Source organism: Burkholderia sp. 22313, from assembly GCF_052045245.1.
Taxonomy (GTDB): Bacteria; Pseudomonadota; Gammaproteobacteria; order Burkholderiales; family Burkholderiaceae; genus Burkholderia.
In genome coordinates this window covers 86,371-111,443 of the sequence record NZ_JBQEON010000027.1, presented here as the reverse complement: position 1 = coordinate 111,443, position 25,073 = coordinate 86,371, and the positions used below count along the sequence as shown (strand labels likewise).

The 25,073-nt window shown below is 67.4% G+C and carries 26 protein-coding genes; 10 read left to right on the top strand and 16 right to left on the bottom strand.

The annotated features are described in order from the left end of the window. Positions 1–2: 2 nt before the first annotated feature. The 3 genes from ACTJKF_RS21835 to ACTJKF_RS21825 all read left to right on the top strand — a co-directional run bounded on the left by ACTJKF_RS21835 (position 3) and on the right by ACTJKF_RS21825 (position 3,235). Positions 3–698 carry an electron transfer flavoprotein subunit beta/FixA family protein gene (locus ACTJKF_RS21835; protein WP_440626007.1) on the top strand — a complete coding sequence of 232 codons (696 nt, stop codon included), beginning with the start codon at positions 3–5 and terminating at the stop codon, positions 696–698. 16 nt (positions 699–714) lie between these two features. Further along, positions 715–1,659 carry an electron transfer flavoprotein subunit alpha/FixB family protein gene (locus tag ACTJKF_RS21830; RefSeq protein WP_440626005.1) on the top strand — a complete coding sequence of 315 codons (945 nt, stop codon included), beginning with the start codon at positions 715–717 and terminating at the stop codon, positions 1,657–1,659. 145 nt (positions 1,660–1,804) lie between these two features. Continuing rightward, on the top strand, positions 1,805–3,235 hold the full coding sequence (locus ACTJKF_RS21825; protein ID WP_440626004.1) for a purine-cytosine permease family protein: 1,431 nt from the start codon (positions 1,805–1,807) through the stop codon (positions 3,233–3,235). Here the strand turns inward: ACTJKF_RS21825 and ACTJKF_RS21820 are convergent. Then, positions 3,232–4,710, bottom strand: a complete 1,479-nt coding sequence (locus ACTJKF_RS21820; protein WP_440626003.1) for a PLP-dependent aminotransferase family protein — start codon at positions 4,708–4,710, stop codon at positions 3,232–3,234. The genes ACTJKF_RS21825 and ACTJKF_RS21820 overlap by 4 nt on opposite strands. Positions 4,711–4,836: 126 nt before the next feature. Between ACTJKF_RS21820 and ACTJKF_RS21815 the strand changes: the two genes are divergently transcribed. Continuing rightward, a complete protein-coding gene (locus ACTJKF_RS21815) occupies positions 4,837–5,724 on the top strand; it encodes a DMT family transporter (protein WP_440626001.1) in 888 nt (295 codons plus the stop codon). 91 nt (positions 5,725–5,815) lie between these two features. Here ACTJKF_RS21815 and ACTJKF_RS21810 read toward each other — a convergent pair whose 3' ends face one another. From ACTJKF_RS21810 to lysA, 7 genes are all read right to left on the bottom strand, one after another. Further along, positions 5,816–6,160 (bottom strand): DUF3088 domain-containing protein, encoded by a 345-nt coding sequence (locus tag ACTJKF_RS21810; protein ID WP_440625999.1) that lies wholly within the window; start codon positions 6,158–6,160, stop codon positions 5,816–5,818. Positions 6,161–6,238: 78 nt separating this feature from the next. Next, positions 6,239–7,432 carry a cystathionine beta-lyase gene (gene metC, locus ACTJKF_RS21805; protein ID WP_440625998.1) on the bottom strand — a complete coding sequence of 398 codons (1,194 nt, stop codon included), beginning with the start codon at positions 7,430–7,432 and terminating at the stop codon, positions 6,239–6,241. Between the two features lie 49 nt (positions 7,433–7,481). Continuing rightward, on the bottom strand, positions 7,482–8,207 hold the full coding sequence (locus ACTJKF_RS21800) for an amino acid ABC transporter ATP-binding protein (protein ID WP_440625996.1): 726 nt from the start codon (positions 8,205–8,207) through the stop codon (positions 7,482–7,484). A 44-nt stretch (positions 8,208–8,251) separates the two neighbouring features. Continuing rightward, positions 8,252–8,911, bottom strand: a complete 660-nt coding sequence (locus ACTJKF_RS21795; RefSeq protein WP_096508126.1) for an amino acid ABC transporter permease — start codon at positions 8,909–8,911, stop codon at positions 8,252–8,254. A gap of 81 nt (positions 8,912–8,992) precedes the next feature. Beyond that, the gene (locus ACTJKF_RS21790) at positions 8,993–9,793 is read right to left on the bottom strand and encodes a transporter substrate-binding domain-containing protein (protein WP_440625993.1); all 801 of its coding nucleotides are present in this window, start codon (positions 9,791–9,793) and stop codon (positions 8,993–8,995) included. Positions 9,794–9,954: 161 nt separating this feature from the next. Beyond that, positions 9,955–10,173, bottom strand: coding sequence for a hypothetical protein (locus ACTJKF_RS21785; RefSeq protein WP_440625991.1), 219 nt, complete (start codon positions 10,171–10,173; stop codon positions 9,955–9,957). A 351-nt stretch (positions 10,174–10,524) separates the two neighbouring features. Further along, entirely contained in the window at positions 10,525–11,763 is a 1,239-nt protein-coding gene (gene lysA / locus ACTJKF_RS21780) for a diaminopimelate decarboxylase (RefSeq protein WP_440625989.1), read from the bottom strand. Between the two features lie 108 nt (positions 11,764–11,871). Here lysA and ACTJKF_RS21775 point away from each other — a divergent pair, with 108 nt between their 5' ends. Beyond that, on the top strand, positions 11,872–12,786 hold the full coding sequence (locus tag ACTJKF_RS21775) for a LysR family transcriptional regulator (RefSeq protein WP_440625987.1): 915 nt from the start codon (positions 11,872–11,874) through the stop codon (positions 12,784–12,786). Between the two features lie 79 nt (positions 12,787–12,865). Beyond that, positions 12,866–13,465: a GNAT family N-acetyltransferase gene (locus tag ACTJKF_RS21770; RefSeq protein ID WP_440625985.1), complete on the top strand. Its 600-nt coding sequence runs from the start codon at positions 12,866–12,868 to the stop codon at positions 13,463–13,465. Between the two features lie 113 nt (positions 13,466–13,578). Here ACTJKF_RS21770 and ACTJKF_RS21765 read toward each other — a convergent pair whose 3' ends face one another. From ACTJKF_RS21765 to ACTJKF_RS21750, 4 genes are all read right to left on the bottom strand, one after another. Then, positions 13,579–14,151 (bottom strand): DUF4142 domain-containing protein, encoded by a 573-nt coding sequence (locus ACTJKF_RS21765; protein ID WP_440625983.1) that lies wholly within the window; start codon positions 14,149–14,151, stop codon positions 13,579–13,581. A gap of 418 nt (positions 14,152–14,569) precedes the next feature. After that, positions 14,570–15,193, bottom strand: a complete 624-nt coding sequence (locus ACTJKF_RS21760) for an HAD hydrolase-like protein (RefSeq protein WP_440625981.1) — start codon at positions 15,191–15,193, stop codon at positions 14,570–14,572. 28 nt (positions 15,194–15,221) lie between these two features. Beyond that, positions 15,222–15,488 carry a Txe/YoeB family addiction module toxin gene (locus ACTJKF_RS21755; RefSeq protein ID WP_440625979.1) on the bottom strand — a complete coding sequence of 89 codons (267 nt, stop codon included), beginning with the start codon at positions 15,486–15,488 and terminating at the stop codon, positions 15,222–15,224. Beyond that, positions 15,485–15,745 (bottom strand): type II toxin-antitoxin system Phd/YefM family antitoxin, encoded by a 261-nt coding sequence (locus ACTJKF_RS21750; RefSeq protein WP_059526792.1) that lies wholly within the window; start codon positions 15,743–15,745, stop codon positions 15,485–15,487. The genes ACTJKF_RS21755 and ACTJKF_RS21750 overlap by 4 nt, the downstream gene beginning before the upstream one ends. A 152-nt stretch (positions 15,746–15,897) precedes the next feature. Between ACTJKF_RS21750 and ACTJKF_RS21745 the strand changes: the two genes are divergently transcribed. Continuing rightward, positions 15,898–16,341, top strand: coding sequence for a GNAT family N-acetyltransferase (locus tag ACTJKF_RS21745; protein WP_440625977.1), 444 nt, complete (start codon positions 15,898–15,900; stop codon positions 16,339–16,341). Between the two features lie 56 nt (positions 16,342–16,397). Then, on the top strand, positions 16,398–16,616 hold the full coding sequence (locus ACTJKF_RS21740) for a DUF1653 domain-containing protein (protein WP_009687837.1): 219 nt from the start codon (positions 16,398–16,400) through the stop codon (positions 16,614–16,616). A gap of 128 nt (positions 16,617–16,744) precedes the next feature. Here ACTJKF_RS21740 and ACTJKF_RS21735 read toward each other — a convergent pair whose 3' ends face one another. Further along, on the bottom strand, positions 16,745–17,956 hold the full coding sequence (locus ACTJKF_RS21735; RefSeq protein WP_440625974.1) for a winged helix-turn-helix domain-containing protein: 1,212 nt from the start codon (positions 17,954–17,956) through the stop codon (positions 16,745–16,747). 399 nt (positions 17,957–18,355) lie between these two features. Next, positions 18,356–19,744, bottom strand: a complete 1,389-nt coding sequence (locus ACTJKF_RS21730; RefSeq protein WP_440625972.1) for an MFS transporter — start codon at positions 19,742–19,744, stop codon at positions 18,356–18,358. Positions 19,745–20,084: 340 nt separating this feature from the next. Between ACTJKF_RS21730 and treA the strand changes: the two genes are divergently transcribed. Then, positions 20,085–21,818, top strand: coding sequence for an alpha,alpha-trehalase TreA (treA, locus tag ACTJKF_RS21725; protein ID WP_440625970.1), 1,734 nt, complete (start codon positions 20,085–20,087; stop codon positions 21,816–21,818). A gap of 120 nt (positions 21,819–21,938) precedes the next feature. Here treA and ACTJKF_RS21720 read toward each other — a convergent pair whose 3' ends face one another. Continuing rightward, positions 21,939–23,450, bottom strand: a complete 1,512-nt coding sequence (locus tag ACTJKF_RS21720) for a carbohydrate porin (protein ID WP_440625968.1) — start codon at positions 23,448–23,450, stop codon at positions 21,939–21,941. Positions 23,451–23,564: 114 nt separating this feature from the next. Continuing rightward, positions 23,565–23,834: a hypothetical protein gene (locus ACTJKF_RS21715; RefSeq protein WP_440625966.1), complete on the bottom strand. Its 270-nt coding sequence runs from the start codon at positions 23,832–23,834 to the stop codon at positions 23,565–23,567. A 1,072-nt stretch (positions 23,835–24,906) separates the two neighbouring features. Between ACTJKF_RS21715 and ACTJKF_RS21710 the strand changes: the two genes are divergently transcribed. After that, positions 24,907–25,044, top strand: a complete 138-nt coding sequence (locus tag ACTJKF_RS21710; RefSeq protein ID WP_440625964.1) for a hypothetical protein — start codon at positions 24,907–24,909, stop codon at positions 25,042–25,044. Positions 25,045–25,073: the final 29 nt, after the last annotated feature.

Sequence of the window (25,073 nt, the reverse complement as noted above, 5' to 3'; positions counted from 1 at the left end):
GCGTGAAGTCGGATCAAACGGGCGTCGACATCGCGAACGTGAAGATGTCGATGAACCCGTTCGACGAAATCGCTGTTGAAGAAGCGGTGCGCCTGAAGGAAGCGGGCGTGGCGACCGAAGTGATCGCCGTGTCGGTCGGCGTGGCGCAAGCGCAGGAAACGCTGCGCACGGCGCTGGCGATCGGCGCGGATCGCGCGATCCTCGTCGAATCGAACGACAGCGTCGAGCCGCTGGCCGTCGCGAAGATCCTGAAGGCGCTGGTCGACAAGGAGCAGCCGCAGCTGGTGATCCTCGGCAAGCAGGCGATCGACGACGATTCGAACCAGACCGGCCAGATGCTGGCCGCGCTGGCAGGGCTGCCGCAAGCGACGTTCGCATCGAAGGTCACGATCGCCGACGGCAAGGCAACGGTCGCACGCGAAGTCGACGGCGGCGCGGAAACGCTGTCGCTGACGCTGCCGGCGGTCGTCACCACCGACCTGCGCCTGAACGAGCCGCGCTACGTGACGCTGCCGAACATCATGAAGGCGAAGAAGAAGCCGCTGGAAACGGTGAAGCCGGAAGAGCTGGGCGTGGACGTCGCGCCGCGTCTGAAGACGCTGAAGGTGGTCGAGCCGCCGAAGCGCGCGGCCGGCGTGAAGGTGCCGGACGTGAAGACGCTGGTCGAGAAGCTGAAGACCGAAGCCAAGGTGCTGTAAGAGGGAGCGCAAAGAAATGACGATTCTGGTGATTGCAGAACACGGCAACGCGTCGATCAAGGCCGCGACGCTGAACACGGTGGCAGCGGCGGCCGAAGTTGGCAAATTCGTTGGCGGTGACATCCACGTGCTGGTCGCGGGTCACAACGCGCAAGCGGCAGCCGACGCAGCAGCGAAGATCGCAGGTGTTTCGAAGGTACTGCTGGCCGACGCGCCGCAACTGGCCGAAGGCCTGGCGGAAAACGTCGAGGCGACCGCGCTGAACATCGCGAAGGATTACTCGCACATCCTCGCGCCGGCCACCGCGTACGGCAAGAACATCGCGCCGCGGATCGCCGCGAAGCTGGACGTCGCGCAGATCTCGGACATCACGGCGGTCGTCAGCGCTGACACGTTCGAACGCCCGATCTACGCAGGCAATGCGATCGCGACGGTGCAGTCGAGCGACCCGATCAAGGTCATCACGGTGCGTGCAACGGGTTTCGATCCGGTTGCCGCGGAAGGCGGCAGCGCATCGGTCGACAAGATCGAAGCGGCGGCAGATGCCGGCAAGTCGCAGTTCGTGAGCCGTGAAGTGACGAAGCTGGACCGTCCCGAACTCACCAGCGCGAAGATCATCGTGTCGGGCGGCCGCGGTCTGGGCAGCAGCGAAAACTACACGAAGGTGCTGGAGCCGCTGGCGGACAAGCTGTCGGCAGCACTGGGCGCCTCGCGCGCCGCAGTCGACGCCGGCTACGTGCCGAACGACTACCAGGTTGGCCAGACCGGCAAGATCGTCGCACCGCAGCTGTACATCGCGGTCGGCATCTCGGGTGCGATCCAGCATCTGGCCGGCATGAAGGATTCGAAGGTGATCGTCGCGATCAACAAGGATCCGGAAGCGCCGATCTTCAGCGTGGCCGACTACGGCCTCGTCGGCGATCTTCACGAGCTTGTTCCGGCGCTGACCGCGTCGGTTTGATTCCCGCAACCCGTCAGGATCCGTCGATCCTGCACGCGCGCCGTGTCATCGCGACCGGCGTGCGATACACGCGAAGAACCGCGATCCGATGTCGGCGGTTCGAGCGAACCCCCAAGCGCAGTTTTCCACCGGTCAGGAGCCGAGCATGGAACGTACCGCTTCACCTGTCGCCAATCCGTCGCTGATCGAACGTCGCTCGATCGACCATATCCCCGATGCCGAGCGCCACGGCAACCTGTTCAGTCAATTCACCCTGTGGTTCGGCGCGAACCTGCAGGTCACGGCCGTCGTCGTGGGCGCGCTGGCGGTGGTGCTCGGTGGTGACGTGTTCTGGTCGCTGATCGGTTTGCTGGTCGGCCAGGTGCTCGGCGGCGCCGTCATGGCGCTGCACGGTGCGCAAGGCCCGCAACTCGGGCTGCCGCAGATGGTGTCGAGTCGCGTGCAGTTCGGTGTGTACGGCGCGATCGTGCCGCTCGCGCTCGTCTGCGTGATGTATGTCGGATTCTCGGCGGGCGGAACGGTTCTCGCCGGGCAGGCGATCGCCGAACTGCTGCACGTCGGTCATACCGCCGCGATCCTGATCTTCTCCGCGCTCGTCGTCCTGCTCACCGGTCTCGGTTACCGGACGATTCATGCGATGGGGCGCGTCTCGAGCATCGTCGGCACGCTCGCGTTCCTGTATCTGTTTGCGAGCTTGTTGCAGGGGCACGCGTTCGGCGCGTTGCTCGCGAACCGCCACTTTACGCCCGCATCGTTCCTGCTCGCGGTGTCGCTGTCCGCATCGTGGCAGATCGCCTATGGGCCCTATGTCGCGGACTATTCACGCTACCTGCCCCGAGCGACATCGCCCGCCAGGACCTTCGCCGCGGTGTTCTGTGGCACGGTGATCGGCGCGCAGGTGTCGATGACGTTCGGCGTGCTTGCCGCTGCGCTCGCCGGCGACCGCTTCGCGGGACACGAAGTCGCCTTCATCGTCGGGCTCGGCGCGACGGGCGCCATTGCCGCCGTGCTCTATTTCACGATCGCGCTGGGCAAGTTGACGATCACGACGCTCAATGCGTACGGCAGCGTGATGTCGGTCGCGGCGATCCTGACCGGCTTCGGCGGGCGGCGCGAAATTTCACCGCGCACGCGCATCGCCTTCGTATTGTTGACCGTCGCTGCGTCGAGCGGCATCGCGTTGGCCGGACAGCACGATTTCCTGAAGGCGTTCTCGTCGTTCCTGCTGTTTCTGCTGGTGTTCTTCACGCCGTGGAGCGCGATCAACCTCGTCGACTATTACTGCGTCACGCGCGAACGCTACGACGTGCCGGCATTGTTCGATCCGGACGGACGGTATGGCCGCTGGAACGTCATGGGCATCGCCGTCTATGCGGTCGGCGTGCTCGTGCAGATGCCGTTCGTCGCGACGGGGTTTTACACCGGGGCGTGGGTCGATGCGTTGGGCGGTGTCGACGTCTCGTGGATCGTCGGCATCGTCGTACCGGGGCTGCTGTACTACGTCGCATCGCGCGGGGCGCTGGCGAGGGTGCCGGATCGGCTGATCCTGTCCGAGTCGCCCTCGGACGCGGACTAACACGCGGTGTGCGCGCGCGCTCGCACGCCGGGCGGCGTTTCGGCATCGGGCAAGGTGCCGCGCGCCGCCGCCATCGCCCGACCAAGCGCATCGAACACCGCCGGCCCCTTGCAGCGCGACACGTTGAAGCGCATGAACGACGTCGCGCCGTGCGACGCACTGAACACGTTGCCCGGCGCGAGCACGACATCGTGGTCGAGCGCATGGCGTGCGACGCGCGCGGCATCGAGCCCGTCGGGCAATTCGGCCCACACGAACAAACCGCCGCGCGGTTCCGTCCAGATCCCGAGCCCGGCACGCGCGAGCCGCCGGATCGTTTCGCCCATCGCGTCCGCCAACTGCGCACGCAGGCTGTCGAGATGACGCCGGTACGTGCCGTCGACCAGCAGCCGGTGCACGACGTTCGCGCCGATCTGCGCGTTGCCGAACGACGTCGCGAGTTTCAGGTCGACGAGCGCGTCGATCCATTCCGGCCGCGCGGCGATATAGCCGCAGCGGATCGCGGCCGACAGCGTCTTCGAGAAGCTGCCGATCGACACGACGCGCGACAGCCCGTCGAACGCCGCGAGGCGCGGCGCGGGCGTGCTCTCGAAATCCGCGAAGATGTCGTCCTCGACGATCAGCAGCCCATGCTCGGCCGCCAGCGTCAGCAGCCGGTGCGCGACCGGCGGCGCGAGTGTCGCGCCGGTCGGGTTGTGCAGCGCCGCGTTGGTGATGTACAGGCGCGGCCGGTGCTCGGCGAGCACCTGTTCGAAGCGCGCGAGATCGGGGCCGTTCGGCGTGTACGGCACGCTGACGATCCGCGCGCGATGCGCGCGCAGCAGCGCCTGGAAGTTGAAGTAGCACGGATCGTCGAGCACGACGGTGTCGCCGGGCTCCAGCAGCAGCCGGCACACGAGATCGAGCGCGTGCGTGCCGCCGTCGGTCAGCATGATCTGCGCGGGCTCCGCGTGGATGCCGTGCTGTGCCAGCCGCCACGCGAGTTGTTGCCGTAGCGCGGGCAGCCCGAGCGGCGTCGCGTAGTCGGTCAGTGCGTCAGGCGCGTCGCGCGAGACCGCGCGCAACGCGCGGCGCAGGCTCTCGTCCGGCAGCCACGACGACGGCAGCCAGCCGCAGCCGGGCTTCACGGAGCTCGGCGCCGCTTCGAGCGCCTGGCGCGACAGCCACAGCGGATCGAGTTCGCGGTCGAGCCGCGGGCCGAGCTCCGCAAGCGCGAGCGGCGGTGCATGGCCCGACACGTAGAAGCCGGAGCCGCGCCGCGCGACGAGCACGCCCTCGCTCGCGAGCCGCTCGTAGGCATCGACGACGGTCGACTTCGACACCTGCAGCGCGTCGGCCATCATCCGGATCGACGGCACGCGCGCGCCGGGCATCAGCGCGCGGCTCGCGATCCGCGCGCGCAGCGTGTCCATCACGGTTTCGACGCGCGTGCGCGATGGCGCGGGCGGAGCAGGGTTTGGCACGGAGCGGCTCATGGCGAGAAGGAACTGTACGGCCGGTTGTCCAGTACAGTTTGTCCGAATTGTATTGGGCTGTAGCTTACGCGCTTTTCGCGGGCGGCGGATCATCGATCATCCACCTCGTTCCGACCAGGATTTCCCGTGCAAAAAACGACCGACGGATGGCTCAGCGGCCTGCTGGGCGTCATCATCTTCAGCGGCTCGCTGCCGGCGACGCGCGTCGCCGTGCAGGGGCTCGACCCGCTGTTCCTCACGTTCGCCCGCGCGACGATCGCCGGCGTGCTCGGCCTGATCCTGCTCGTCGCGCTGAAGCAGAAGCGGCCGACACGCGCCGAGACCGCGTCGCTCGTCGTCGTCGCGCTCGGGGTCGTGGTCGGTTTTCCGTTGCTGACCGCGCTTGCGCTCAAGCACGTGACGTCCGCGCACGCGATCGTGTTCGTCGGCCTGCTGCCGCTCGCGACCGCGCTGTTCGGCGTCTGGCGTGGCGGCGAGCGGCCGCGGCTGCCGTTCTGGATCTTCTCGCTGGTGGGGAGCGGCGCGGTCGCGGCGTTCGCGCTGCGCAACGGCGGCCACGCGTCGGTGGCGGGCGATGCGCTGATGCTGGCCGCGATCGTCGCGTGCGGGCTCGGCTACGCGGAAGGCGCGCGCCTGTCGCGCCAGCTCGGCGGCTGGCAGGTGATCTCGTGGGCGCTCGTGCTGTCGCTGCCGGTGATGCTGCCGCTCACGTGGTTCACGTGGCCCGCGACGTTCGACGGCGTCGATGCCGCCGCGCTGTGGGGGCTCGCGTACGTGTCGCTGTTCAGCATGCTGATCGGCTTCGTGTTCTGGTATCGCGGGCTCGCGCTCGGCGGGATCGCGGGCGTCGGCCAGTTGCAGCTGCTGCAGCCGTTCTTCGGCTTCCTGCTCGCGGCCGGCCTGCTGCACGAGACGGTGCCGCCGTCGATGCTCGCCGTGACGGTCGTGGTCGTCGGCTGCGTCGCGGGGGCGAGGTACTTCTCGAAGATGGCGCCCGTGCGGCGTGCGACCTGACGGACGCGCGTCGCGCGCGCTCGCGGTGGACGGGGCGCGCATGCCGCGCGGCCCGTCCGGTGGCGCCGATCGAAATCAGGCGCCGGCGGGCTTACGCGACGTGCGCGACGCCGTATTGCGAGGACAGATAGCGCCGGATGTCGGCGGGCGAATCGATGAAGCGCCGGCCGTTGTGTTCGCGAACGGCGACCGCGTCGTCCTTCGGCGCGTGCCCGTCGCCGAGCACGAGCACCGGTGCCGACTGGTTGTCCTCGCCGATCAGCGCGACGATCGGCTGGCGCGGCCGCGTCGCGTCGACATACTCGACCGCGACGGCGTCGCGCAACTGCGGATAGAAGCTCAGCAGCCCCTCGACGGCAACCGAGTCGCCGCAGTAGAACGGACCTTCGGCATCCTTGAAAAAGCCCGGACGGAGAATGAACAGCGTGTCTTTCATGATGATCTCGCTATCAGTAGTGGTCGAACGTTGAAGAAAATGCGTTGTGCGGGGTGATCCGGATCGTGCCGGCCGATGTCAGGCCTCCGCGAGCGCGGCGGCGGCTGCGGCGGCGCGCATTCTCGCGAAGCCGGCGTCGAGGTCGGCGATCATGTCGTCCGGATGCTCGAGCCCGGCGTGAATGCGCAGCAGCGGACCGGCCGCCAGCCATTGCGTCGCGCTGCGGTGGCGCGACGGGTTCGACGGGATGATCAGGCTTTCGAAGCCGCCCCAGCTATAGCCCATGCCGAAGCAGGCCATGCCGTCGAGCATCGCGCGCACCGCATCGTCGGGTTGTGGATGCAGCACCAGGCCGAACAGCCCGCACGCGCCGGTGAAGTCGCGCTGCCAGAGCGCGTGGCCAGCGTCGCCGGGCCGTGCCGGATACAGGATCTGCGCGACTTCCGGCTGCCGCGCGAGCCAGTCGGTCAGCACCTGCGCATTGCGCTGATGGCGCTCGAGGCGCACCGACAACGTGCGCAAGCCGCGCAGCGCGAGATACGCATCGTCGCCGCTGACGGTCATCCCGAGCTGCCGGTAGCAGCGCGTGACCTTCTGCGCGAGCGCCTCGGTCGTCAGGATCACGCCCATCAGCACGTCGGAGTGTCCGGCGATGTACTTGGTCGCCGCGTGAACCGACACGTCGACGCCATGCGAGAACGAGCGGAAATTCAGCGGCGTGCCCCACGTGTTGTCGAGCAGCACGACCGCGCCGTGCTGGTGCGCGACGCGGCAGATCGCGGGAATGTCCTGCACTTCGAAGGTCAGCGAGCCCGGCGATTCGGTAAACACCGCGCGCGTGTTCGGCCGCAGCAGCGACGCGATGCCGGCGCCGATCGACGGGTCGTAGTAGGTCGTTTCGATACCGAGGCGCGCGAGGGTCTCGTCGCAGAACGAGCGGGTCGGGTCGTACACCGAATCGGCCATCAGCAGATGGTCGCCGGGGTTCAGCACCGCGAGCAGCGCGGTCGTGATCGCGCTGAGCCCGCTCGGCGTGAGCAGCGCGGCATGCGCGCCTTCGAGACGCGCGAGCGCCTTTTCGAGTGCGCGCGTGGTCGGGCTGCCGTGACGCCCGTACGCGAGCGGCGTGCCGCGCACCGCGTCGAGCGCGTTGGTGTCGTGAAAGAGCAGGGTCGACTGGCGATACACGGGCGGGTTCACCGGCGAGCCGGGCTGGCCGTGCGAGCGGCCTTCGTGAGCGAGCAGGGTGTCGGTCGAATGCAGAGGGTTCAAGATGTCGTCCTTTGAAGGTCAGTCAAGTCGAAGCGAAGCCGTCGCGCGGTCAGTGCAGGATCTTGTCGAGGAAGTCGCGCGCGCGTTCGGAGCGCGGCGCGGCGAAGAACGCGTCGCTTGCCGCGTCCTCGACCACGGCGCCCTGGTCCATGAAGATCACGCGATGCGCGACCTTCCTCGCGAAACCCATCTCGTGCGTGACGCATACCATCGTCATCCCGTCGCGCGCGAGCTCGACCATCACGTCGAGTACTTCGTTGATCATCTCGGGGTCGAGCGCGGACGTCGGCTCGTCGAACAGCATCGCGACCGGATTCATCGACAGTGCGCGCGCGATCGCGACGCGCTGCTGCTGGCCGCCGGACAATTGCCCCGGATACTTGTGCGCGTGCGCCTTCAGGCCGACGCGATCGAGCAGCTTCATCGCGTTCTCGACGGCTTCGTCCTTGCGGCGGCCGAGCACCTTGACCTGCGCGAGCGTCAGGTTGTCGGTGATCGACAGATGCGGAAACAGCTCGAAATGTTGGAACACCATGCCGACCCGCGCGCGCAGTTGCGCGAGTTTCGCGGCGGGGTCGCCGAGCCGCATGCCGTCGACGACGATGCTGCCTTTCTGGAACGGCTCGAGGCCGTTGATCGTCTTGATCAGCGTCGACTTGCCGGAGCCCGACGGCCCGCAGACGACGACCACTTCGCCTTTCGATACCGCCGCGCTGCATGCCGACAGGACCTGATGCTTGCCATACCACTTGGAAACGTTGTCGAGCGTAATCATGGGTTTGTCCGTGGTTGAGGTTCGGGTTGAGCGACGTGTGTGCGTCAATGCGTGGACGGCAGCGAGAGGCGCGTCTCGACGCGGCCCTGCAGTCGCGTGAGCAGCGTGCTCAGCACCCAGTAGATCGCGGCGGCCGCGAGGTAGAGCGGCAGCGGCTGGAACGTCGCGGCAATCACTTCCTGCGTCGAGCGCAGCAGCTCGGTCACGGTAATCACCGATACGAGCGACGTGTCCTTGATCAGGCTGATCAACGTGTTGCCGAGGCTCGGCACCGCGAGGCGCAGCGCCTGCGGGCACACGATGTAGCGCAGCGTCTGCACATGCGTGAGGCCGAGACTGTGCGCGGCCGCCCATTGCCCGCGGCCGATGCCGAGGATCGCGCCGCGCATGCTTTCCGACAGGTACGCGCCGGCGTTGAGCGTCAGCGTGAAGATGCCGGCCGTGGTCGGATCGAGCGTGATGCCGAGATCGGGCAGTCCGTAGTAGACGACGAACATCTGCACGAGCAGCGGCGTGCCGCGCATCAGGCTGACGTAGCCCTGCGCGAGACCGGACGCGAGCCGATTGCTGCCGATGCGCATGATCGCGACCACGAGCCCGACGACGAGGCCGAGCGCCATCGATGCCACCGCGAATTTCAGCGTGAGCAGCGCGCCCTTCACCATGACGGGCAGCGTGTGAATGATCAGATCGAGTGCTTCCATCGCGTGTCTCCTGATTGTGTGTCGTGTGCCGCTCATGGGCCGGCCCGCGCGTTCCCGCGCGCGGGCGCGTGGCAGGCTGCGTTATTGCGCGACCGGCCGGGTCGTGTCCGCGCCGAACCACTGCATCGAGATCTTCTTGAGCGTGCCGTCCTGCTGCAGCGACGCGACCGCGTCGTCGATCGCCTTCGCGAACTTCGGATTGCCCTTGCGGAACGGGATGCCCATCCGGTCCTCGCCGCCGGCGAGCACGGAACCGGGGCGCAGCGGCAGGTGCGAGTTCTTGATCAGGTAGCTCAGCATCAGGCGGTCGTTGACCGCCGCGTCGATGCGGCCCGCCGCGAGGTCGCGCAGGTTCTCGGGCGTGCCCGGATAGACCTGCAGGTCGACCGCGGGCACGGTCTTCACGAGATCGACGTAGTTGCTGCCCATCGTCACGCCGACCTTCTTGCCCTTCAGCTCGTCGAGCGACTTGAACGTGCGCGTGTCGTTCTGGCGTTGCAGCAGCTGCGCGGACGAATACACGTACGGCGTGCTGAAATCGAGTGCCTGCTGGCGCGACGGCGTGATGGCGACCTGGTTGATGATCACGTCGAACTTGCCGGCCTGCAGGCCCGCGAGAATCCCGCTCCATTCGGTCGTGACGAACTGCGGCTTCACGCCGAGCTTGGCGGCGACCGCCTTCGCGACGTCGACGTCGAATCCTTCGAGCTGTCCTTCGGCGTTGCGGTAGTCGAACGGCGGGTAGGTGCCTTCGAGCGCGATCTTCAGCACGCCGGCCTGCTTGACGGTGTCGAGCAGGTCCGCCGCGTGCGATGCGGTGGCCGCCATGCAGAGGAGGGCGGCGGCGAGGCCTTGCTTGAGCGTCGGGGTGAAGGATTTCATGGTTGTCTCCGGGTGGTGTCGAAACGGTGTTGTCGAAAATCCAGGGTGAGCGCGTCCGCGGCGACGGGCAGCGTCGCCGTGGGCGGGAAGCGGGCCGCAATGGCGTGCGGCGCGGGAAACCGGTGCGGTGACGCGCGACGTGCGCCGATCACCGCCGCGCGTTACGGCGTGGGTTCACGCATGGTGGCGAGCCCGTCCGCGTGCGGATGAGCGGTGCGGTGACGTGAGCCGCCGCGGAAGATGGACGCACGCGGCGACGATTCGCAAACGGCCATGCACATCGTGAAGCGAGCCTGCGCGGCGGACCGCATGACAGACCGCGCGGGGTTCGTTTCGAACGGGTTCCGGCGCGCGGCGAGGAGTTCAAGCATCGGGTTCATGATTGCCTGTGCGGCTTGCGAGTGGGGTAGACCGGCTGCATCGTCGATGCGGATCCGGTGACGCAAATGCTGAACGACTGAGGGCAATCTTAGTTTTGTCAAAAAGGAAAGTGCTTCCAAAAACGCACGGACTTTTCACGCGACGTGGAATGTTTTTCTCCGCGCATGGAACACGATGCAAGCGATCTGCTGCGGTTGCACGGGATGCGCAGCATCAGGTGCTACGGCGTGGTCGAGCGGTTGCCCCGGGCGCCACCGCCGAAAAGCAAAACGGCCACGCATGCCCGTCGAGGCATGCGTGGCCGTTGGCGTTCGCGTCGTCGGACGCGGCGCGTGTGTGTGTCGCGCGCGTTATTCGAACGTTTCGAGCGCGAGCAGTTCGTCGATCGTCTGCCGGCGGCGGATCAGCCGCGGCGTGCCGCGATCGACGAGCACTTCCGGCGCGAGCGGCCGGCTGTTGTAGTTCGAGGACATCGACGCGCCGTACGCGCCGGCATCGTGCAGGAACAGCAGGTCGCCGATCCGCGGCTGCGCGAGCTTGCGGTGCGTGACCACGCCGCCCGCGTCTTGCGTGAAGACGTCGCCGGATTCGCACAGCGGCCCCGCGATCGCGATGTCGACGAGCGGCCGGCCGGCCGGCAGACCGCCGTCGTGCGCATGCACGGACACCGCGTGGTAGCTGCCGTACATCGACGGGCGCATCAGGTCGTTGAAGCCCGCGTCGATCAGCACGAAGTCGTGTTGCGGCCGGCGGTTCACGGCCTGCACTTCGGTGACGAGCGTGCCGGCTTCCGCGACGAGGAAGCGGCCCGGTTCGATCTCGATGCGCACCGCGTGGCCGAGATGCCGTTCGATCCGCTTGCGCGCCGCATCCCACTGGCTGAAGTAGTGGCCGACATCGACGCGCGGCTCGCCGTCGCGATACGGGATCGACAGGCCGCCGCCGGCCGAGATCGCTTCGATATCGTGGCCGAGCGACGTGACGAGGTCGACCATCGCATCGCACACCTGCGACAGGTGGCCGTAGTCGACGCCCGAGCCGATATGCATGTGGATGCCGACCAGCTTCAGCCCGTACTGGCGCACGATCTCGATCGCACGCGGCACGTCGTCGATCCAGATCCCGTGCTTGCTCTGCGGGCCGCCGGTGTTGGTCTTGTTGCTGTGGCCGTGGCCGAAGCCGGGGTTCACGCGCAGCCATACGCGGTGGCCGGGCGCATGCTTGCCGACGCGCTCGAGCATGTCGAGCGAGCCGGCGTTCACGGTCACGCCGTGCTTCAGCACGGCCGCGAGCGTGGGGCGATCGATCAGGTCGGCCGTGAACACGACGCCTTCCGGTTCGCCCGCGGGGCTGAACCCGGCCGCGAGGCTGCGCTCGATCTCGCCGAGCGACACGGCGTCGACGCACGCGCCTTCGTCGCGCATCAGCTTCAGGATATGCAGGTTCGAGTTCGCCTTCTGCGCATAGCGGATCACGTCGAACTGGCGCAGTTGGGCGATGCGGTCGCGGATGACGTCGGCGTCGTACACCCACAGCGGGGTGCCGTATTGCTGCGCGAGTGTCGCGAGCTGGCGGGAATCGAGGGACATGGCGGAAGAATCGGTCGAATGAACGGATAGCGTGAATGATGCGCCTGAACGGCTATACGGTAAAATGCCGATTTATCACGATTCGATTCATTTCTGATATAGGCGGCCATGCTCACCCACCGGCATATCGAGGTCTTCCGCGCGCTGATGGTCACCGGCAGCACGACGCGTGCGGCCGACATGCTCTATACGTCGCAGCCCACGATCAGCCGCGAGCTCGCGCGGATGGAGCAGGTGGTCGGCTTCGCGCTGTTCGAGCGCTCGCACGGCCGGCTGCGGCCGACGATGGCCGCGCTCACGCTGTTCGACGACGTGCGGCTCGCGTATGTGGGGCTCGAGCGCGTCGCGGCGACGGCCGCGCGACTGCGCGAGTTTCGCGACGGGCAGCTGTCGGTGATCGCGTTGCCGGCGTTTTCGCATGCGATCCTGCCCGGCGCCTGCCGGCGCTTTCATGAGGCGCACGCGGGTGTCAGCGTGTCGATCGCCACGCAGGAATCGCCGGTGCTCGAAGAGTGGCTGACCGCGCAGCGCTACGATCTCGGGCTGACCGAACACGATGTCGCGCCGGCCGGCACCGTGCTCACGCCGCTGCTCGAAGTCGACGAGGTGTGCGTGCTGCCGGACGGCCATCCGCTGCTCGCGCAGCACGCGATCGATCTCGCGGATCTCGCCGATCGCCCGTTCATCAGCCTGTCGCTGAACGATCCGTACCGGATCCTGATCGACGAGGCGTTCGCGCAGCTCGGCGTCGCGCCGCGTTCGGTGGTCGAGACGCCGTCGGCCGTGTCGGTGTGCGCGTTCGTGCGGCAAGGGCTCGGCGCCGCGATCGTCAATCCGCTGACCGCGCTGGATTTCGTCGGGCGCGACCTGCACGTGCGGCCGCTCACGCGCTCGTTTCCGTATCGCGTCAGCGTGATCGTGCCCGAGCACCGGCCGAAGAGCCTGCTCGTCGACGCTTTCGCCGATGCGTTGCGCGCCGAGGCGAAGGCGATTCGCCGGCGCCTCGCCGCATTGCCGGGCTAGATGGGCGGTCCCGTATGATGGGCGTTGCGCCGCGCGCATCATCGTCTCGATTCTTCCCTTCACGGCAACGGAACCCGTCATGACCGACGCTTCATCGTCTTTGGAACAACCGACGCTCACCGGCGAGCGCATCGAACTGCGGCCGCTCGAAGCCTCCGACCGGCAGGCGCTGCTCGACGCGGCAGCGGATGGCCAATTGTGGAATCTGAAGGTCACGGTCGTGCCGGGCGAAGACACGGTCGACGCGTATCTCGACACCGCGCTGCAAGGCCGCGCGGCGGGCACCGTGATGCCGTTCCTGATCGTCGATCGTGCATCGCGCCGCGCGATCGGCAGCACGCGTTTCTGGAAGATCGACCGCAGGCATCGCAAGCTCGAGATCGGCCATACGTGGCTGAGCGAATCGGCGCAGCGCACGCACGCGAATACCGAAGCGAAATGGCTGCTGCTCGCGTACGCGTTCGACACGCTGCGGTGCGTGCGCGTGCAGTTCACGACCGACGAACTGAACGAGAAGTCGCGCGCGGCGATTCTGCGGCTCGGCGCGAAGCAGGAAGGGATCGTGCGTCACGAGCGGATCATGCCCGACGGCCGCAAGCGCAACTCGGTGCGCTTCAGCATCATCGACGACGAATGGCCGGACGTCCGTGACCGGTTGAAAGCGAGGCTTGCGACGTAACGCCGGTCGCGTATCGCCGGTGGGTCATGCGTCGCGCCGCCGGAGAGGGGGGCGACGCGACGACGGGGGAAGCGGCAGGCCGCCGCACGCGCTACGCGCGGCGGTGCGGCGGGTTACTGCGCCGACGCGAGGTGATGACGCTGCGCGAGCTTCTGCGCGTCCGCGTAGTGCGCCTGCAGGATCGGCAGCGCCTGGCGTGCGACGTCCTTCAGCTTCGTGTCGCGGCCCGACGCGATTTCGGCCTGGAATGCCGAGATCGCCTTCTGCTGGCCGGCGAGCGCGACCTGCTCGATGTAGGCCTTGTCGAACTCGGCGCCGCGCAGGCTCTTGATGCTGTTCAGCACGGTCGTGTCGGGATCGTTGGCCGGCACGTCGACGCCGCGCGGGCTGGCCGCGCGCATCGCCTGGATGATCTTTTCATCGTCGGTCGACACGCGTTGCGCGAACGCCTTCACCTGGCTGTCCGACGTGCGCGAATCGGCGATGCGCGCGGCGTCGTGCTGGGTCGACACGGTTTTCGTGCCGTCCGTGATGAAGGCCTGGTCGGCTTCGTGGATGCGCGTTTGCGTCGCGGCAGCCGGTGCGGACGGTGCCGGTTGTGCGGTTTGCGCGGTCGCCGTCACGGCGACGAAAAGCAGGCCAGCGGCAGACAATGCAAGGCGCGAGACTTGGGGAAAGCGGTTCATGGGACCTCCTTTCGATCGGGGCTCTGATTAACGGGCGGATCGTGTGATCCGCAGCTGTGCGAGAGACCGGGCGCGCCCGGGCCGGACTCGATCGTCGCTCTGCCGCGGCGGCGTTCGGCGTGTTTCCCGGCCCGACTGATTCTAGGAGAGCCGTCTGGTAGCAGGTGCAACCGCGCTGTGGTTTGTGTAACGGTTGGTAAGACGAATCGAGGCGTGCGTGCGCGCGCCGGTAGCGCGTACCGGCAGCGTCCGTCGTCGCGGCAATTTTTGCGTGCGTGACGCGCATGCGATGGAGGCGATGTGCGCCGATGTGCTTGCGTGTCATCGGCGTTTCATCGTCGTGCGGGTAGGGCGTGGGATGCGCAGCGCGCGATGCGTCACGGGATGTCGAATCGAACGCGCGATGCGCGCGGCATCGTCACACGCGATCGAGCAGGGCGTCGAGACGGGGCAGCAACGGCGTCGCGCAATGCGCCTGCAGCGCGGCGGGGGCCGTGTATCCCCAGGCGACGCCCTGGAACGCGATGCGCGCGCGACGCGCCGCTTCGGCATCGCGGATTTCATCACCGACATACAGCACGTCGCCGGGCTGCATGCCGGTTTCGCGCACGAGCGCGCGCAGCCGGCGTGCCTTGCCGAACAGTGGAATGCCGCACGCGAACGTGTCGACGCAGCGGCTCGCGTGCGGGCCGAGCCGGTCGCGCACGATGTCCTCGGTGTTCGACGTCGCGATCGCGATGCGGATGCCGCGCGCGGCGAGCGCATCGAAGGTGGCGTCGACACCCGGGAACAGCGTCACGTGCGCGATGCGCGGCCGCATCAGTCGCCGCATGTCGAGCGTCACGCGCGGCACCTTCCACATCGGCACCTCGAGCGCGCGGATGATCTCGCGCGCCGACATGCCGCGCAGCGCGGGGCGCAACTCGGGCGTCGCGTCGCGAAAGCCGTGCAGGCGCGATGCCTCGGTCAAGGCTGCGAGAAAGCAGTCGAGCGAATCGGCGAGCGTGCCGTCGAAGTCGAACGCGATGAGGCGATAGGGCATGGAGCGATGCGGCGGGATCGGGTTGTTGCTACTCGTAGTGATAGCGGCAGGACACGATGCTGATCTGAAGATCGTCCGCTTCGTAGACCAGACGATTCGTTTCGTCGATGCGGCGCGACCAGAACCCGGACAGATTGGCCTTCAGCGGTTCGGGTTTGCCGATGCCTTCGAACGGGGTCCGTTGGGCTTCGCGAATGAGCTGGTTGATGCGCTCGAGCGTCTTGCGGTCTTGCCCTTGCCAATAAACGCAGTCGTCCCACGCGTCGGAAGTAACGAGCACGCGGCGGACGCTCATTCATCGTCCCCCGCGAGCTTGTGCTCTTTCGTCTTGCCCTTGCGCAACTGCGCGATCGAGCGCTCGAGGTGAGCGACGTTGGCCGGCGAGCGGAGCAGGTGAACGGTCTCCATCAGGCTGTCATAGTATTCCTGCGACATGATGACGGCATTCGGCGCGTCGCGACGCGTGATGAGCGTCACGTCCGCGTCGTCGACGACCTGGTCGATGACGGTCTTCAGATTGCCGCGGGCATCCGAAAAGTGAATCGTGCGCATGATTTGCCTCACTTGTACTGAATACTGTACAAGTATGGCACGAGCGGAAATCTTGTACGGTTTGCCGTACATGTCGAGTCGGACCTCGCTTGTCGCCCATCCCGCACCGCGCTATCGTTGCTGCTCCACCCCGATCCTGCCGGAGAGCCGACGTGTCCGCAGCCCCACCCGCCACGCTGAGATTTTCCACCGACAAGCGCGAACTCGACATCGACGCGATCTTCGACTTCCTGCATCGCGATGCGTACTGGTCGCAGGGCATTCCGCGCGACGTCGTCGAGCGCGCGATCGAAGGTTCGCTGTGCTTCGGCGCGTATGTCGGCGACCGGCTCGTCGGGTTCGCGCGGCTCGTGACCGATCACGCGACGTTCGCATACCTGTGCGACGTATTCGTCTTGCCGGCCGAGCGCGGCAACGGCTACGGCCGTGCGTTGATCGACCACGTATTCGCGCAACCGATGGTGCAGGGCCTGCGCCGCATCATGCTCGTGACGACCGACGCGCATGCGTTGTACCGGCCGGTCGGCTTCGGGCCGTCCGCGAATCCCGAGCGGCTGATGGAGATCCGCCGCCCCGATCTCTACGCGAAACGCTGACGCCCAGGCGAGCGCATACAATACGCGCTTTCGTTTTTGCCGAAGGGAAGCAGATCATGACCGAACAGGAAGCCGAACAGCTCGCCACGCATCGTCACTACAAGGGCGGCCTGTATCGCTACATCGGCGTCGCCCGTCATTCCGAAACCGAGGAAGCGGTGGTCGTGTACGAGCATCTATGGCCGCATGCGCGCGGGCTGTGGGTACGGCCGGAAGCGATGTTCAACGAGAACCTGCCGGACGGCACCCCGCGTTTTCGCAAGCTGCGCGACTGAGCGATAGCGGGCGGCAGGCGGCAGGTGGCAGGTGGCAGGCGGCCTCGGCCGGCAACGGCCGCGCCGCCGTGCAAGCGCAGGCACAACCGCCACGCGTAGCGTCGCCAACCGGCGCGAATCCGCCGGCCTTACGCGCCGGCCAGCGCCTTCGTCAATTCGGGCGGCGCGTGTGCGACCGTCACCTCCGGCGTGCCATGCCACGCCGCCAGCCGCTTCACCGCCTTCGCGACGTCGGTCGCGAGCCCCGTGCCGAACCGCACACCCGGCTCGACATGCACCGCCTTCAATTCGAATGTGCCGAGCGCGCGATGCGCTTTGGCGTCGACGCGCCCGATCAGCCGGCCGCGATGCAGCACCGGCAGGCAGAAATAGCCGTAGCGCCGCTTGTGCGCGGGTGTGTAGCACTCGATCGTATAGTCGAACCCGAACAGCGTCGACGCACGCCGGCGATCCCACACCACCGGGTCGAACGGCGACAGCAGCGCCGTGACCGTCGAGCGCAGCGTGTCGGCCGCGGCGGCCGGCAGCAGCGTTTCGAGCGAGCGGTGCACGTAGGCGGGCTCCTTCCACGTCGCGATTTCCACGGGAATCAGCGTGCCCGCGTCCGCGAGCTGCTCGAGTTCCGCGTGGTACGAACGGCGCGGCAGCCGGTAGTAGTCGGCCACCCAGTCCGCACGCACGACGCCGAGCGCACGGCACGTGTGGTCGAGCAGCGCCGGCAGCACCGCGTCGCGCGGCGGCAGGTCGCGCGCGTCGTTCCAGCCGGGCAGCACGCGCTCGCGCACGTCGTAGATACGCTGGAAATTGCGGCGCTCGGACACCATCAGCTCGCCGGTCGTGAACAGCACTTCCAGGTGCATCTTCTCCGGCTTGCGGTCCCACCATCCGTTGCCCTTCGCGCCGTCCTCGCGGATGAAATCGGCCGACCGCACGGGGCCTTCGTCGCGAATCCGCGCGAGCAGCCGCTCGATGTCGGCACGGTTGCGCTCATGCCAGTCGGCCGCGTATTTCCAGCCCATCCCGGACGGATCGAGCATCTTGTAGCGCATCAGCCCGAACTGCTCGACCGGCAGGAAGCACGCTTCGTGCGACCAGTATTCGAACAGGCGTGCCTCGGCGAGATGCTCGTCGAGCCACTGCGGGGTGAAGTTGCCGAGACGGCTGAACAGCACGAGATACGGGCTGCGCGCGACGACGTGAATGGTATCGATCTGCAACTGCGCCATGCGCCGGATCGTGTCGAGCACGTCGGCCTTGGTGGCCTTGCGGCGGGGCGGGGTCAGCAGGCCCTGCGCGGCGAGATGCAGCGCGCGGGCGGCGGCGGGCGAGAGCGTAAGCATCGGGACAGCGGCTGAGGGTGGCGGTCGGACACCACTTTAGCGCGAAAGCGGCACCCAGGCGCGACGCGTGGCGGAAGTCCGCGTCTGACAATGCTTGACACATGCGCAGCGCGAGTTTCCCTATAGTGCAGTCATGACGCGACGAAATAGGCGCGCAACGATTCGGCTTCCGACGCACATATGTCCATGGCACGCAGGAAGCAGATCCGGGCTGCTCAACCCCCAACGAGAGCCCCGGAGCCCTGAGCGGACATCCATGCGGCTGTGCACCGGCCCCGTGTGGATGTCCGCTGATTTTTTTGGTTCTCCGTTTTCCCGCCGCCTGCCGCCTGCCGTTTCCGGTTTCCCCGCTTCCCGCTTCCCGCTTCCCGTTTCCTGCCCGCCTGCTCGTCCGCCCGCTTATTGCCGCTTGCCGCGCGCGACTTCGTCGCCGGCGCCGGGCGGCAGCCGCCGCGTGATCGGAATCGACGCGAACGAACACAGCCCGACCACGACGAACGCGGGCCAGAAATCCGACCACACCATCGTCTGGTGTCCCTGCAGCCAGTGCGACAGGTGCAGCACGAGACCGGCGACCGTCACGCCGAGCCCGAGCGACATCTGCTGCACGACGCTGCCGAGGCTCGTCGCGCGGCCCGCGTCGGCCTGTGAGATATCCGCGTAGATCATCGAATTCAGGCTCGTGAACTGCAGCGCGGGGAAGATGCCGCCGATCAGCACGATCGTCCAGATCGCCCAGGTCGCCATGCCCGGATGGAACACGCCGTATGCGGCGATCGCGAGCCCGGCGAATGCGGCGTTGTAGATCAGCACCGTGCGAAAGCCGAAGCGGCGCAGCGTGTGGGTGGCCGTCGAGCGGCTCACCGCGCCGCCGAGCGCGGACGCGCAGGTAATCAGCCCCGAGTGGAATGCGCTCATCCCGAGGCCTTCCTGCAGCGCGAGCGGCAACAGGAACGGCACCGCGCCGAGGCCGATGCGGAACAACGAGCCGCCGACCACGCTCGCGTGGTAGGTCGGGATCTTCAGGAAACTGAGGTCGAGCACCGGGCGCTCCTTGCGGCGCGCGTACGGCACGTAGAGCGCGAGCATCGCCGCGCCGGCCACGCACATCATGATCGCGTTGCTGCGCGACGTGAGCGAGCCGTCGATCAGCGTCAGCCCCATCAGCAGCAGCGCGGCGCCGCTCGCCGACAGCAGGAAGCCGAACCAGTCGAGCGGGCCGGGATCGGGTTCGTGCGTGTTCGCGATGTGCTTGCTCGCGAGGTAGATCCCGTAGATGCCGATCGGCACGTTGATGAAGAAGATCATCCGCCAGTGCAGATAGGTCGTGATGAAGCCGCCGACGAGCGGCCCGAGCGTGGGCCCGAACAGCGCGGGAATCGCGAGGTAGTTCATCGCGCGCACGAGATCGGAGCGCGGCACCGCGCGGAAGATGATGATCCGGCCGACCGGCACCATCATCGCGCCGCCGACGCCCTGCACGAAGCGCGCGAACGTGAGCAGGCCGAGGGAATTGGAGGCCGCGCACATCAGCGAGCCGGCGACGAAGATGCCGATCGCGGTGCGGAAGACGGAGCGCGCGCCGAAGCGGTCGGCGAGCCATCCGCAGATCGGGATGAAGACACCGAGACCGACCACGTAGGCCGTGATCGCAATGTTCAGTGTGACGGGATTGTGCCCGAAGTCCCTCGCCATCGCGGGCAGCGCGGTGACGATGATGTTCGCGTCGATGCTTTCCATGAACAACGCACAGGCAACGATGAGCGGTGCTAGAAAGACGGGCGACATGGGCAGGGCGCGCGGTAAAGACGCCATTATGCCCACAATGTGGTCGTTGCGTCACGTGAGGCAACGCTTGTTCCGCATGTTGCAATAGTCGTTCCTGTTAGCGCGGTTAGCGCGCGTGAAAGAAGAGACGACTGCGGTGCCGGGCGCGGCGCATGACATCACACATGACGCACGCCTGCAGGCCCGGCCGCGAAACTTGCGGGCAATGCGCGTTTCGTGCGACAGTCCAAACACATTTGCCGAATACAACGACGCGCATCGATCGACGGCCATCGAGACGCGCGCACGTGCGAACGAGACCCCTGCCTATCCACTCACCATTGAAAGGAGGGGACACGTCATGACGTCACGCCGTGCCGCATCGACCGCATCGCATCCTGTCTCGCAACCGTTCGCGCCGCGTCTGCGCTGGGCGGCCGTGATGGCCGTCGCGTACCTGGCCGTCGCCGGCTGTGCCGCGCAAGCCGACAGCGCGAATCACGCAGCCGCTCAGGCAACCGCCCGTGCAGCCAGCGAGTCCGCCGTGCCGGCCTCGGCGGCCTCGGTGGCGTTGGCGAACCAGACCGCCGGCACGCTGCTGCCGCCGCCGAGCCAGCTCTACGGCGACCTGTTCGTCGCGGTGCAGACCGCGCAGCTCTATCCCGACCAGAAGACCTTCGTCGACGCGACGCCCAATACCGATCCGGCCACGATCGACCAGTTGTATCAGCAACGGAAATCGCAGCCGGGCTTCTCGCTGAAGGCATTCGTCGACCAGTACTTCACGCCGCCGCCGGAGGGTGGCGTCACGCCGCCCGCGAACCAGACGCTGCGCCAGCACATCGACTGGCTGTGGCCGCAGCTCACGCGCACCAGCGCGACGGTGCCGCCGTACAGCTCGCTGATCCCGATGCCGAAGCCGTACGTGGTGCCGGGCGGACGCTTCCGCGAAGGCTACTACTGGGATACCTATTTCACGATGCTCGGGCTGCAGGTGTCGGGGCGCGAGGATCTCGTCGACGACATGCTCGACAACTTCGCGCATCTGATCGACACGGTCGGCCACATCCCGAACGGCAACCGCACGTACTACGCGAGCCGCTCGCAGCCGCCGTTCTTCGCGTACATGGTCACGCTCGCCGCGCAGGCCGAAGGCGACAAGGTCTACCAGAAATACCTGCCGGCGCTGCGCAAGGAATATGCGTACTGGATGCAGGGCGAAACCGCGACGCCGCGCGGGCAGGCCGCGCGCCACGTGGTCGCGATGCCGGACGGCGCGGTGCTGAACCGCTACTGGGATGCGAGCGACACGCCGCGCGACGAGTCGTATCTCGAGGACGTGACGACCGCGAAGGCCGTGCCGAATCGTCCGGCGAACGACGTATACCGCGACCTGCGCGCGGGCGCCGAAAGCGGCTGGGACTACAGCTCGCGCTGGTTCGGCGACGGCAGGACGCTCGCGACGATCCGCACGACGTCGATCGTGCCGGTCGACCTGAACAGCCTGATGTTCCATCTGGAGACGACGATCGTGAAGGGCTGCACGGTCACGCACGACCTCGCGTGCGTGACGGACTTCTCCGGACGGGCGGCGCGTCGCGCGGCCGCGATCAATCACTATTTGTGGAATCGCCGCGGCTATTACGGCGACTACGACTGGCAGTTGCGCAAGCCGCGCGACGGCGTGACGGCCGCCGCGCTGTATCCGCTGTTCGCGGGCGTCGCATGGCCCGAGCGCGCGAAGGCGACCGCGCGCGAGGTGCGCAAGACGCTGCTGCAGCCGGGCGGCCTTGCGACGACGACCGTCAACACGGGCCAGCAGTGGGACGCGCCGAACGGCTGGGCGCCGCTGCAGTGGATCGCGCTCGAAGGGCTGCGCCGTTACGGCGAGCCGGCGCTCGCGAAGGACATCGGCACGCGCTTCCTGGCCGACGTGAAGCATGTGTATGCGACCGAAGGCAAGCTCGTCGAGAAGTACGTGGTGGAGGGAGCCGGCGAGGGCGGTGGCGGCGGCGGCGAATATCCGCTGCAGGACGGCTTCGGCTGGACCAACGGCGTCACGCTGAAATTGCTCGGGCTGTACGGGAGCGAGTAACGGGAGCGAGTAACGGGCAGGCAACGGAAGCAGGCACCGCGCCATGCGCGCCAGCGCGCGAATGCACGGGCCGGATCGCCGCTTGAACGGCGATCCGGCCCGTGCCGCATGCGCGATGCGTCAGAACGTGATCGTCGTGCGCACGCCGACCACCGTTTCGTCGCCGATGCGCGCGCCGGCCGCGTTCGGGTTCGGGATGCCGCCGCCCGGCCGGAAGAAGTGCTGCAGGTCGGCCTGCATTTGCCACCACGGTGTGACCTGGTACTGGTAGGTCGCCTCGATCACCGTCTCCGCGCGTCGCACCGGGTAGCCGGGCGTCGTATAGGTGCCGGTGTCGCCGTCGAGCGCGCGTGCATGCGAGCCGATCTTCGCGTAGCCGACCGCGAGGCCGGCCGTGTCGTTGTCGCGGCCGACGAACGGCGCCTTCAGCGTCACACCCGCATTCGCCGCGAAATCGACGACGTTGCGATCGCCCGGCGCGCCCATCACGCGCGCGAACACGCCGAGCGAGCGCGGGCTGCCGGCCGACGGCCGCCACACCATCTGATCCGCGACCGCATAGAAGCCGTAGTTGCCGCGATGCGTGGCGGGCATGCCGTTGCTGGCCGGATTCGCGAGCGACAGCCCGTCGGTGCCGATGCGCGGATCGTTCGCATGCTGCGACTGATACCAGAAGCCGAGCTTGTACGTGCCCGGCAGGCCGCCCGGTTGCGGCGCCTTCGGATCGGCGGGCGGCGCGTTCAGCGCGTACTGGAGCTCGCCGATCACGAATGCGCCGCTGCGCAGGTTGAAGTTCGTGCCGTGCGCGTTCAGCACCTGGGCATCGCCGTCGCCGCGGCCGGCCGGGTTGCCGTCGAACACGCCGACCATCGCGGTCCACGGGTCGGCCGGCTTCACGCGCAGCCGCACGCCGAGCGACGACAGCGGATACGCGGCGCCGCCGGCGGGCAGGTCGGCCGCCGGCAGCACGGGCCAGCCGAACGTCGCGTTCATGAAGGTCGCCGCGTACTGGCTCACCATGAATTCCTGGTCGAGGCTCTGCTGGCCGATCTTCACGTCGGCCCGGCCGTCGAGGAACGCCTGCTGGTACCAGAGCTCCCACAGGCGCGTGGTCGAATTCGCCTCGATGCCGGACGCGGTCTGCAGCGTCTGCAAATAGCGCTGCGTGAGATTGGTGCCGTGGATCTGCAGCCCCGACACGTTGAACGTGCCGCCCGGCAGCCCGATCGCCTTCTCCGTGTCGACGTCGAAGCCGAACTGCGTGAGGCCCTGGTACGCGCCGCCGCGCGCCGTGCCGCCCGCGGCGTTGTACAGGTATTCGCTGGTTTCCTGCAGGTTCAGCGTGACGCCGTGGTCGCCGAGCAGGTCGCGCAGGCCGCCCATGTTGCCGAGCAGATTCGAGCGCTCCCGGAAACCGGAGGGTGCGGGCTCGGCAGCATCGGCGGCCGGTGCGGGTGCGGCAGCCGCGGTGTCGCGGGTGGCGGCTGCCGGTTCGGCTGCGGCGGCCGCGGCAGCAGCGGGGGCCGGTGCCGACGATTGTGCCAACGCGGGCGCGGCCGCGAGCGACAGCAGCAGCGCGGCGAGCGCATTGAGGCGCGGTGTGCGCGCCGCGGGTTCGAAACGATGCTTCATGCGGACTCCGTGGTTCGATTGATTAGTTTGACCGAGGACAATGAAATCGTGACGCGATGCAAGGGAATCGGGCGAGGCGGGCCGAAACATGGCCGCTTCGGCGCGCGGTGCCGCTTACGGCAGCCAGCCGCCGATCCGCCACACCTGCGCGAAGCCGAGGCGCGACGCGGCCGTGCAAAGCAGCGCGACGAGCGCGACGGCGGCCGCCATCGCACCGACCAGCACGCAATCGAGCGGGCGAGGTGCCGCCGGCAAGTGCGCGAGCGCGGTACCGCGCCAGTTGCCGAACGTGTGGGCGAGCGGCGAGAGGGCTGAAACGAACGAGCGATCGCACGCGATGTGCGCGAGTCGCTTGAGTCTGAGCGCGAACGATTGAAGGAACATGACGCTGCCTCCGTCCGGTCCGGCGCCTGCCGGACGACGTGATCGAGCGCGGGCGCATGGCGCGGCCTGCGATCGGAGGGTGGAACGTAACGGAGCGTGCGACGGGCGAACCGGCGATGCCGGCCCGGGAGAAGCGCGCTAACCCGACGAATGCGAGCTAGCGGCGTAAGACATGCGTCTGGCTGCTATCTCGCGATGGCTTGGCCGGCCTGGACCGGCATCGAACTGCAACTAGAGCATGTGTCCACGGAGGGACTCCCTTGATGAATTGGGGCGGATTGTAGTCGCGAGTTTTGCTGCGGTGCAAGTAAAAAACGCATAAAAAGCAGCCCGCGTGGCGTGTGCGTCGCAGCCGCTCGTGCCAGCCCGAGACCGGCAAGCGATGGGTATGACGAAGGGCGCCCGCCCGTTGTTTGCACGCATCGGCCGCGTTCCGCACGATGCGCGCTGAAAGGTTTCGCCACGTGTTGTCGAGGGCAAATCTTTCAGTGTTGCGATATGTGAAATTTATTTTGAGAAATGGGGTTTCGAGGGGTTGACTTGACTTTCGGGGCGTCCATAGAATCCGCCATCTTCACTCTAGGGGCCGCCGCCTTGGACGCCTGCAGTAGTCGATCTTCGAACGACATTTCCGCCTGAGCGACCGACGTCCGCGCCTCATCGAAGCCGCCGTTTGTCCCCCAGGCAAACGGTGCGCGCAGCAGTACTCCGCAGTCACTCCCTACGTGCACCCTGATTCGCGCCGGTTAGCGTGATGCCTTTGCGCATGCGCCGTCCGGTTTTGCCGCCGCCTGGCAGGCGGCCGCGTTCGCGCATCCCGTTTCCGGGCCCGCGAATGCCGGCCCGCGCGCCGTGCGGCGGTCAACCGTGTTCGCTGGAACACCGCACAGGAGCCGCCATGAACGACAGTGACAGTTGTCCCTTATGCCCGTTGCACCAACAGACCCTTTTGAACCCGGGTCGCAGGGACACGCCGGCTCGCTAGCCTGACACCTCCGCCGTTCAGGCCCCGGACTGGCCCCGCGCCCACCACGCGGCCGGCACGCATGCCGCTGCCGCCAGGAGCCAGACCATGAACTTCGGCCTTCTGCTGTCGAACCTCCCGCACGTCACGGAATCGCGCCCGCATTACGACGCGATGCTGATGCTCGACGCCCGTCCGCGGGTGTTCTCCCGGCTGTTCACCCGGTTGAAATCGTTGCTCCACTGAACTGAAACGCCGAGTGCGTCTCGGCATGC

What these genes read in the sequence shown, in the direction of transcription:
- ACTJKF_RS21810 (WP_440625999.1), bottom strand. Translation starts at nt 6,160, where the DNA reads ATGAAAGACACGCTGTTCATTCTCCGTCCGGGCTTTTTCAAGGATGCC.
- ACTJKF_RS21770 (WP_440625985.1), top strand. Translation starts at nt 12,866, where the DNA reads ATGACCGACGCTTCATCGTCTTTGGAACAACCGACGCTCACCGGCGAG.
- ACTJKF_RS21735 (WP_440625974.1), bottom strand. Translation starts at nt 17,956, where the DNA reads ATGCTTACGCTCTCGCCCGCCGCCGCCCGCGCGCTGCATCTCGCCGCG.
- lysA (WP_440625989.1), bottom strand. Translation starts at nt 11,763, where the DNA reads ATGTCCCTCGATTCCCGCCAGCTCGCGACACTCGCGCAGCAATACGGC.
- ACTJKF_RS21740 (WP_009687837.1), top strand. Translation starts at nt 16,398, where the DNA reads ATGACCGAACAGGAAGCCGAACAGCTCGCCACGCATCGTCACTACAAG.
- ACTJKF_RS21710 (WP_440625964.1), top strand. Translation starts at nt 24,907, where the DNA reads ATGAACTTCGGCCTTCTGCTGTCGAACCTCCCGCACGTCACGGAATCG.
- ACTJKF_RS21830 (WP_440626005.1), top strand. Translation starts at nt 715, where the DNA reads ATGACGATTCTGGTGATTGCAGAACACGGCAACGCGTCGATCAAGGCC.
- ACTJKF_RS21790 (WP_440625993.1), bottom strand. Translation starts at nt 9,793, where the DNA reads ATGAAATCCTTCACCCCGACGCTCAAGCAAGGCCTCGCCGCCGCCCTC.
- ACTJKF_RS21755 (WP_440625979.1), bottom strand. Translation starts at nt 15,488, where the DNA reads ATGAGCGTCCGCCGCGTGCTCGTTACTTCCGACGCGTGGGACGACTGC.
- ACTJKF_RS21775 (WP_440625987.1), top strand. Translation starts at nt 11,872, where the DNA reads ATGCTCACCCACCGGCATATCGAGGTCTTCCGCGCGCTGATGGTCACC.
- ACTJKF_RS21785 (WP_440625991.1), bottom strand. Translation starts at nt 10,173, where the DNA reads ATGAACCCGATGCTTGAACTCCTCGCCGCGCGCCGGAACCCGTTCGAA.
- treA (WP_440625970.1), top strand. Translation starts at nt 20,085, where the DNA reads ATGACGTCACGCCGTGCCGCATCGACCGCATCGCATCCTGTCTCGCAA.
- ACTJKF_RS21750 (WP_059526792.1), bottom strand. Translation starts at nt 15,745, where the DNA reads ATGCGCACGATTCACTTTTCGGATGCCCGCGGCAATCTGAAGACCGTC.
- ACTJKF_RS21765 (WP_440625983.1), bottom strand. Translation starts at nt 14,151, where the DNA reads ATGAACCGCTTTCCCCAAGTCTCGCGCCTTGCATTGTCTGCCGCTGGC.
- ACTJKF_RS21730 (WP_440625972.1), bottom strand. Translation starts at nt 19,744, where the DNA reads ATGTCGCCCGTCTTTCTAGCACCGCTCATCGTTGCCTGTGCGTTGTTC.
- ACTJKF_RS21795 (WP_096508126.1), bottom strand. Translation starts at nt 8,911, where the DNA reads ATGGAAGCACTCGATCTGATCATTCACACGCTGCCCGTCATGGTGAAG.
- ACTJKF_RS21825 (WP_440626004.1), top strand. Translation starts at nt 1,805, where the DNA reads ATGGAACGTACCGCTTCACCTGTCGCCAATCCGTCGCTGATCGAACGT.
- ACTJKF_RS21800 (WP_440625996.1), bottom strand. Translation starts at nt 8,207, where the DNA reads ATGATTACGCTCGACAACGTTTCCAAGTGGTATGGCAAGCATCAGGTC.
- ACTJKF_RS21820 (WP_440626003.1), bottom strand. Translation starts at nt 4,710, where the DNA reads ATGAGCCGCTCCGTGCCAAACCCTGCTCCGCCCGCGCCATCGCGCACG.
- ACTJKF_RS21720 (WP_440625968.1), bottom strand. Translation starts at nt 23,450, where the DNA reads ATGAAGCATCGTTTCGAACCCGCGGCGCGCACACCGCGCCTCAATGCG.
- ACTJKF_RS21715 (WP_440625966.1), bottom strand. Translation starts at nt 23,834, where the DNA reads ATGTTCCTTCAATCGTTCGCGCTCAGACTCAAGCGACTCGCGCACATC.
- ACTJKF_RS21760 (WP_440625981.1), bottom strand. Translation starts at nt 15,193, where the DNA reads ATGCCCTATCGCCTCATCGCGTTCGACTTCGACGGCACGCTCGCCGAT.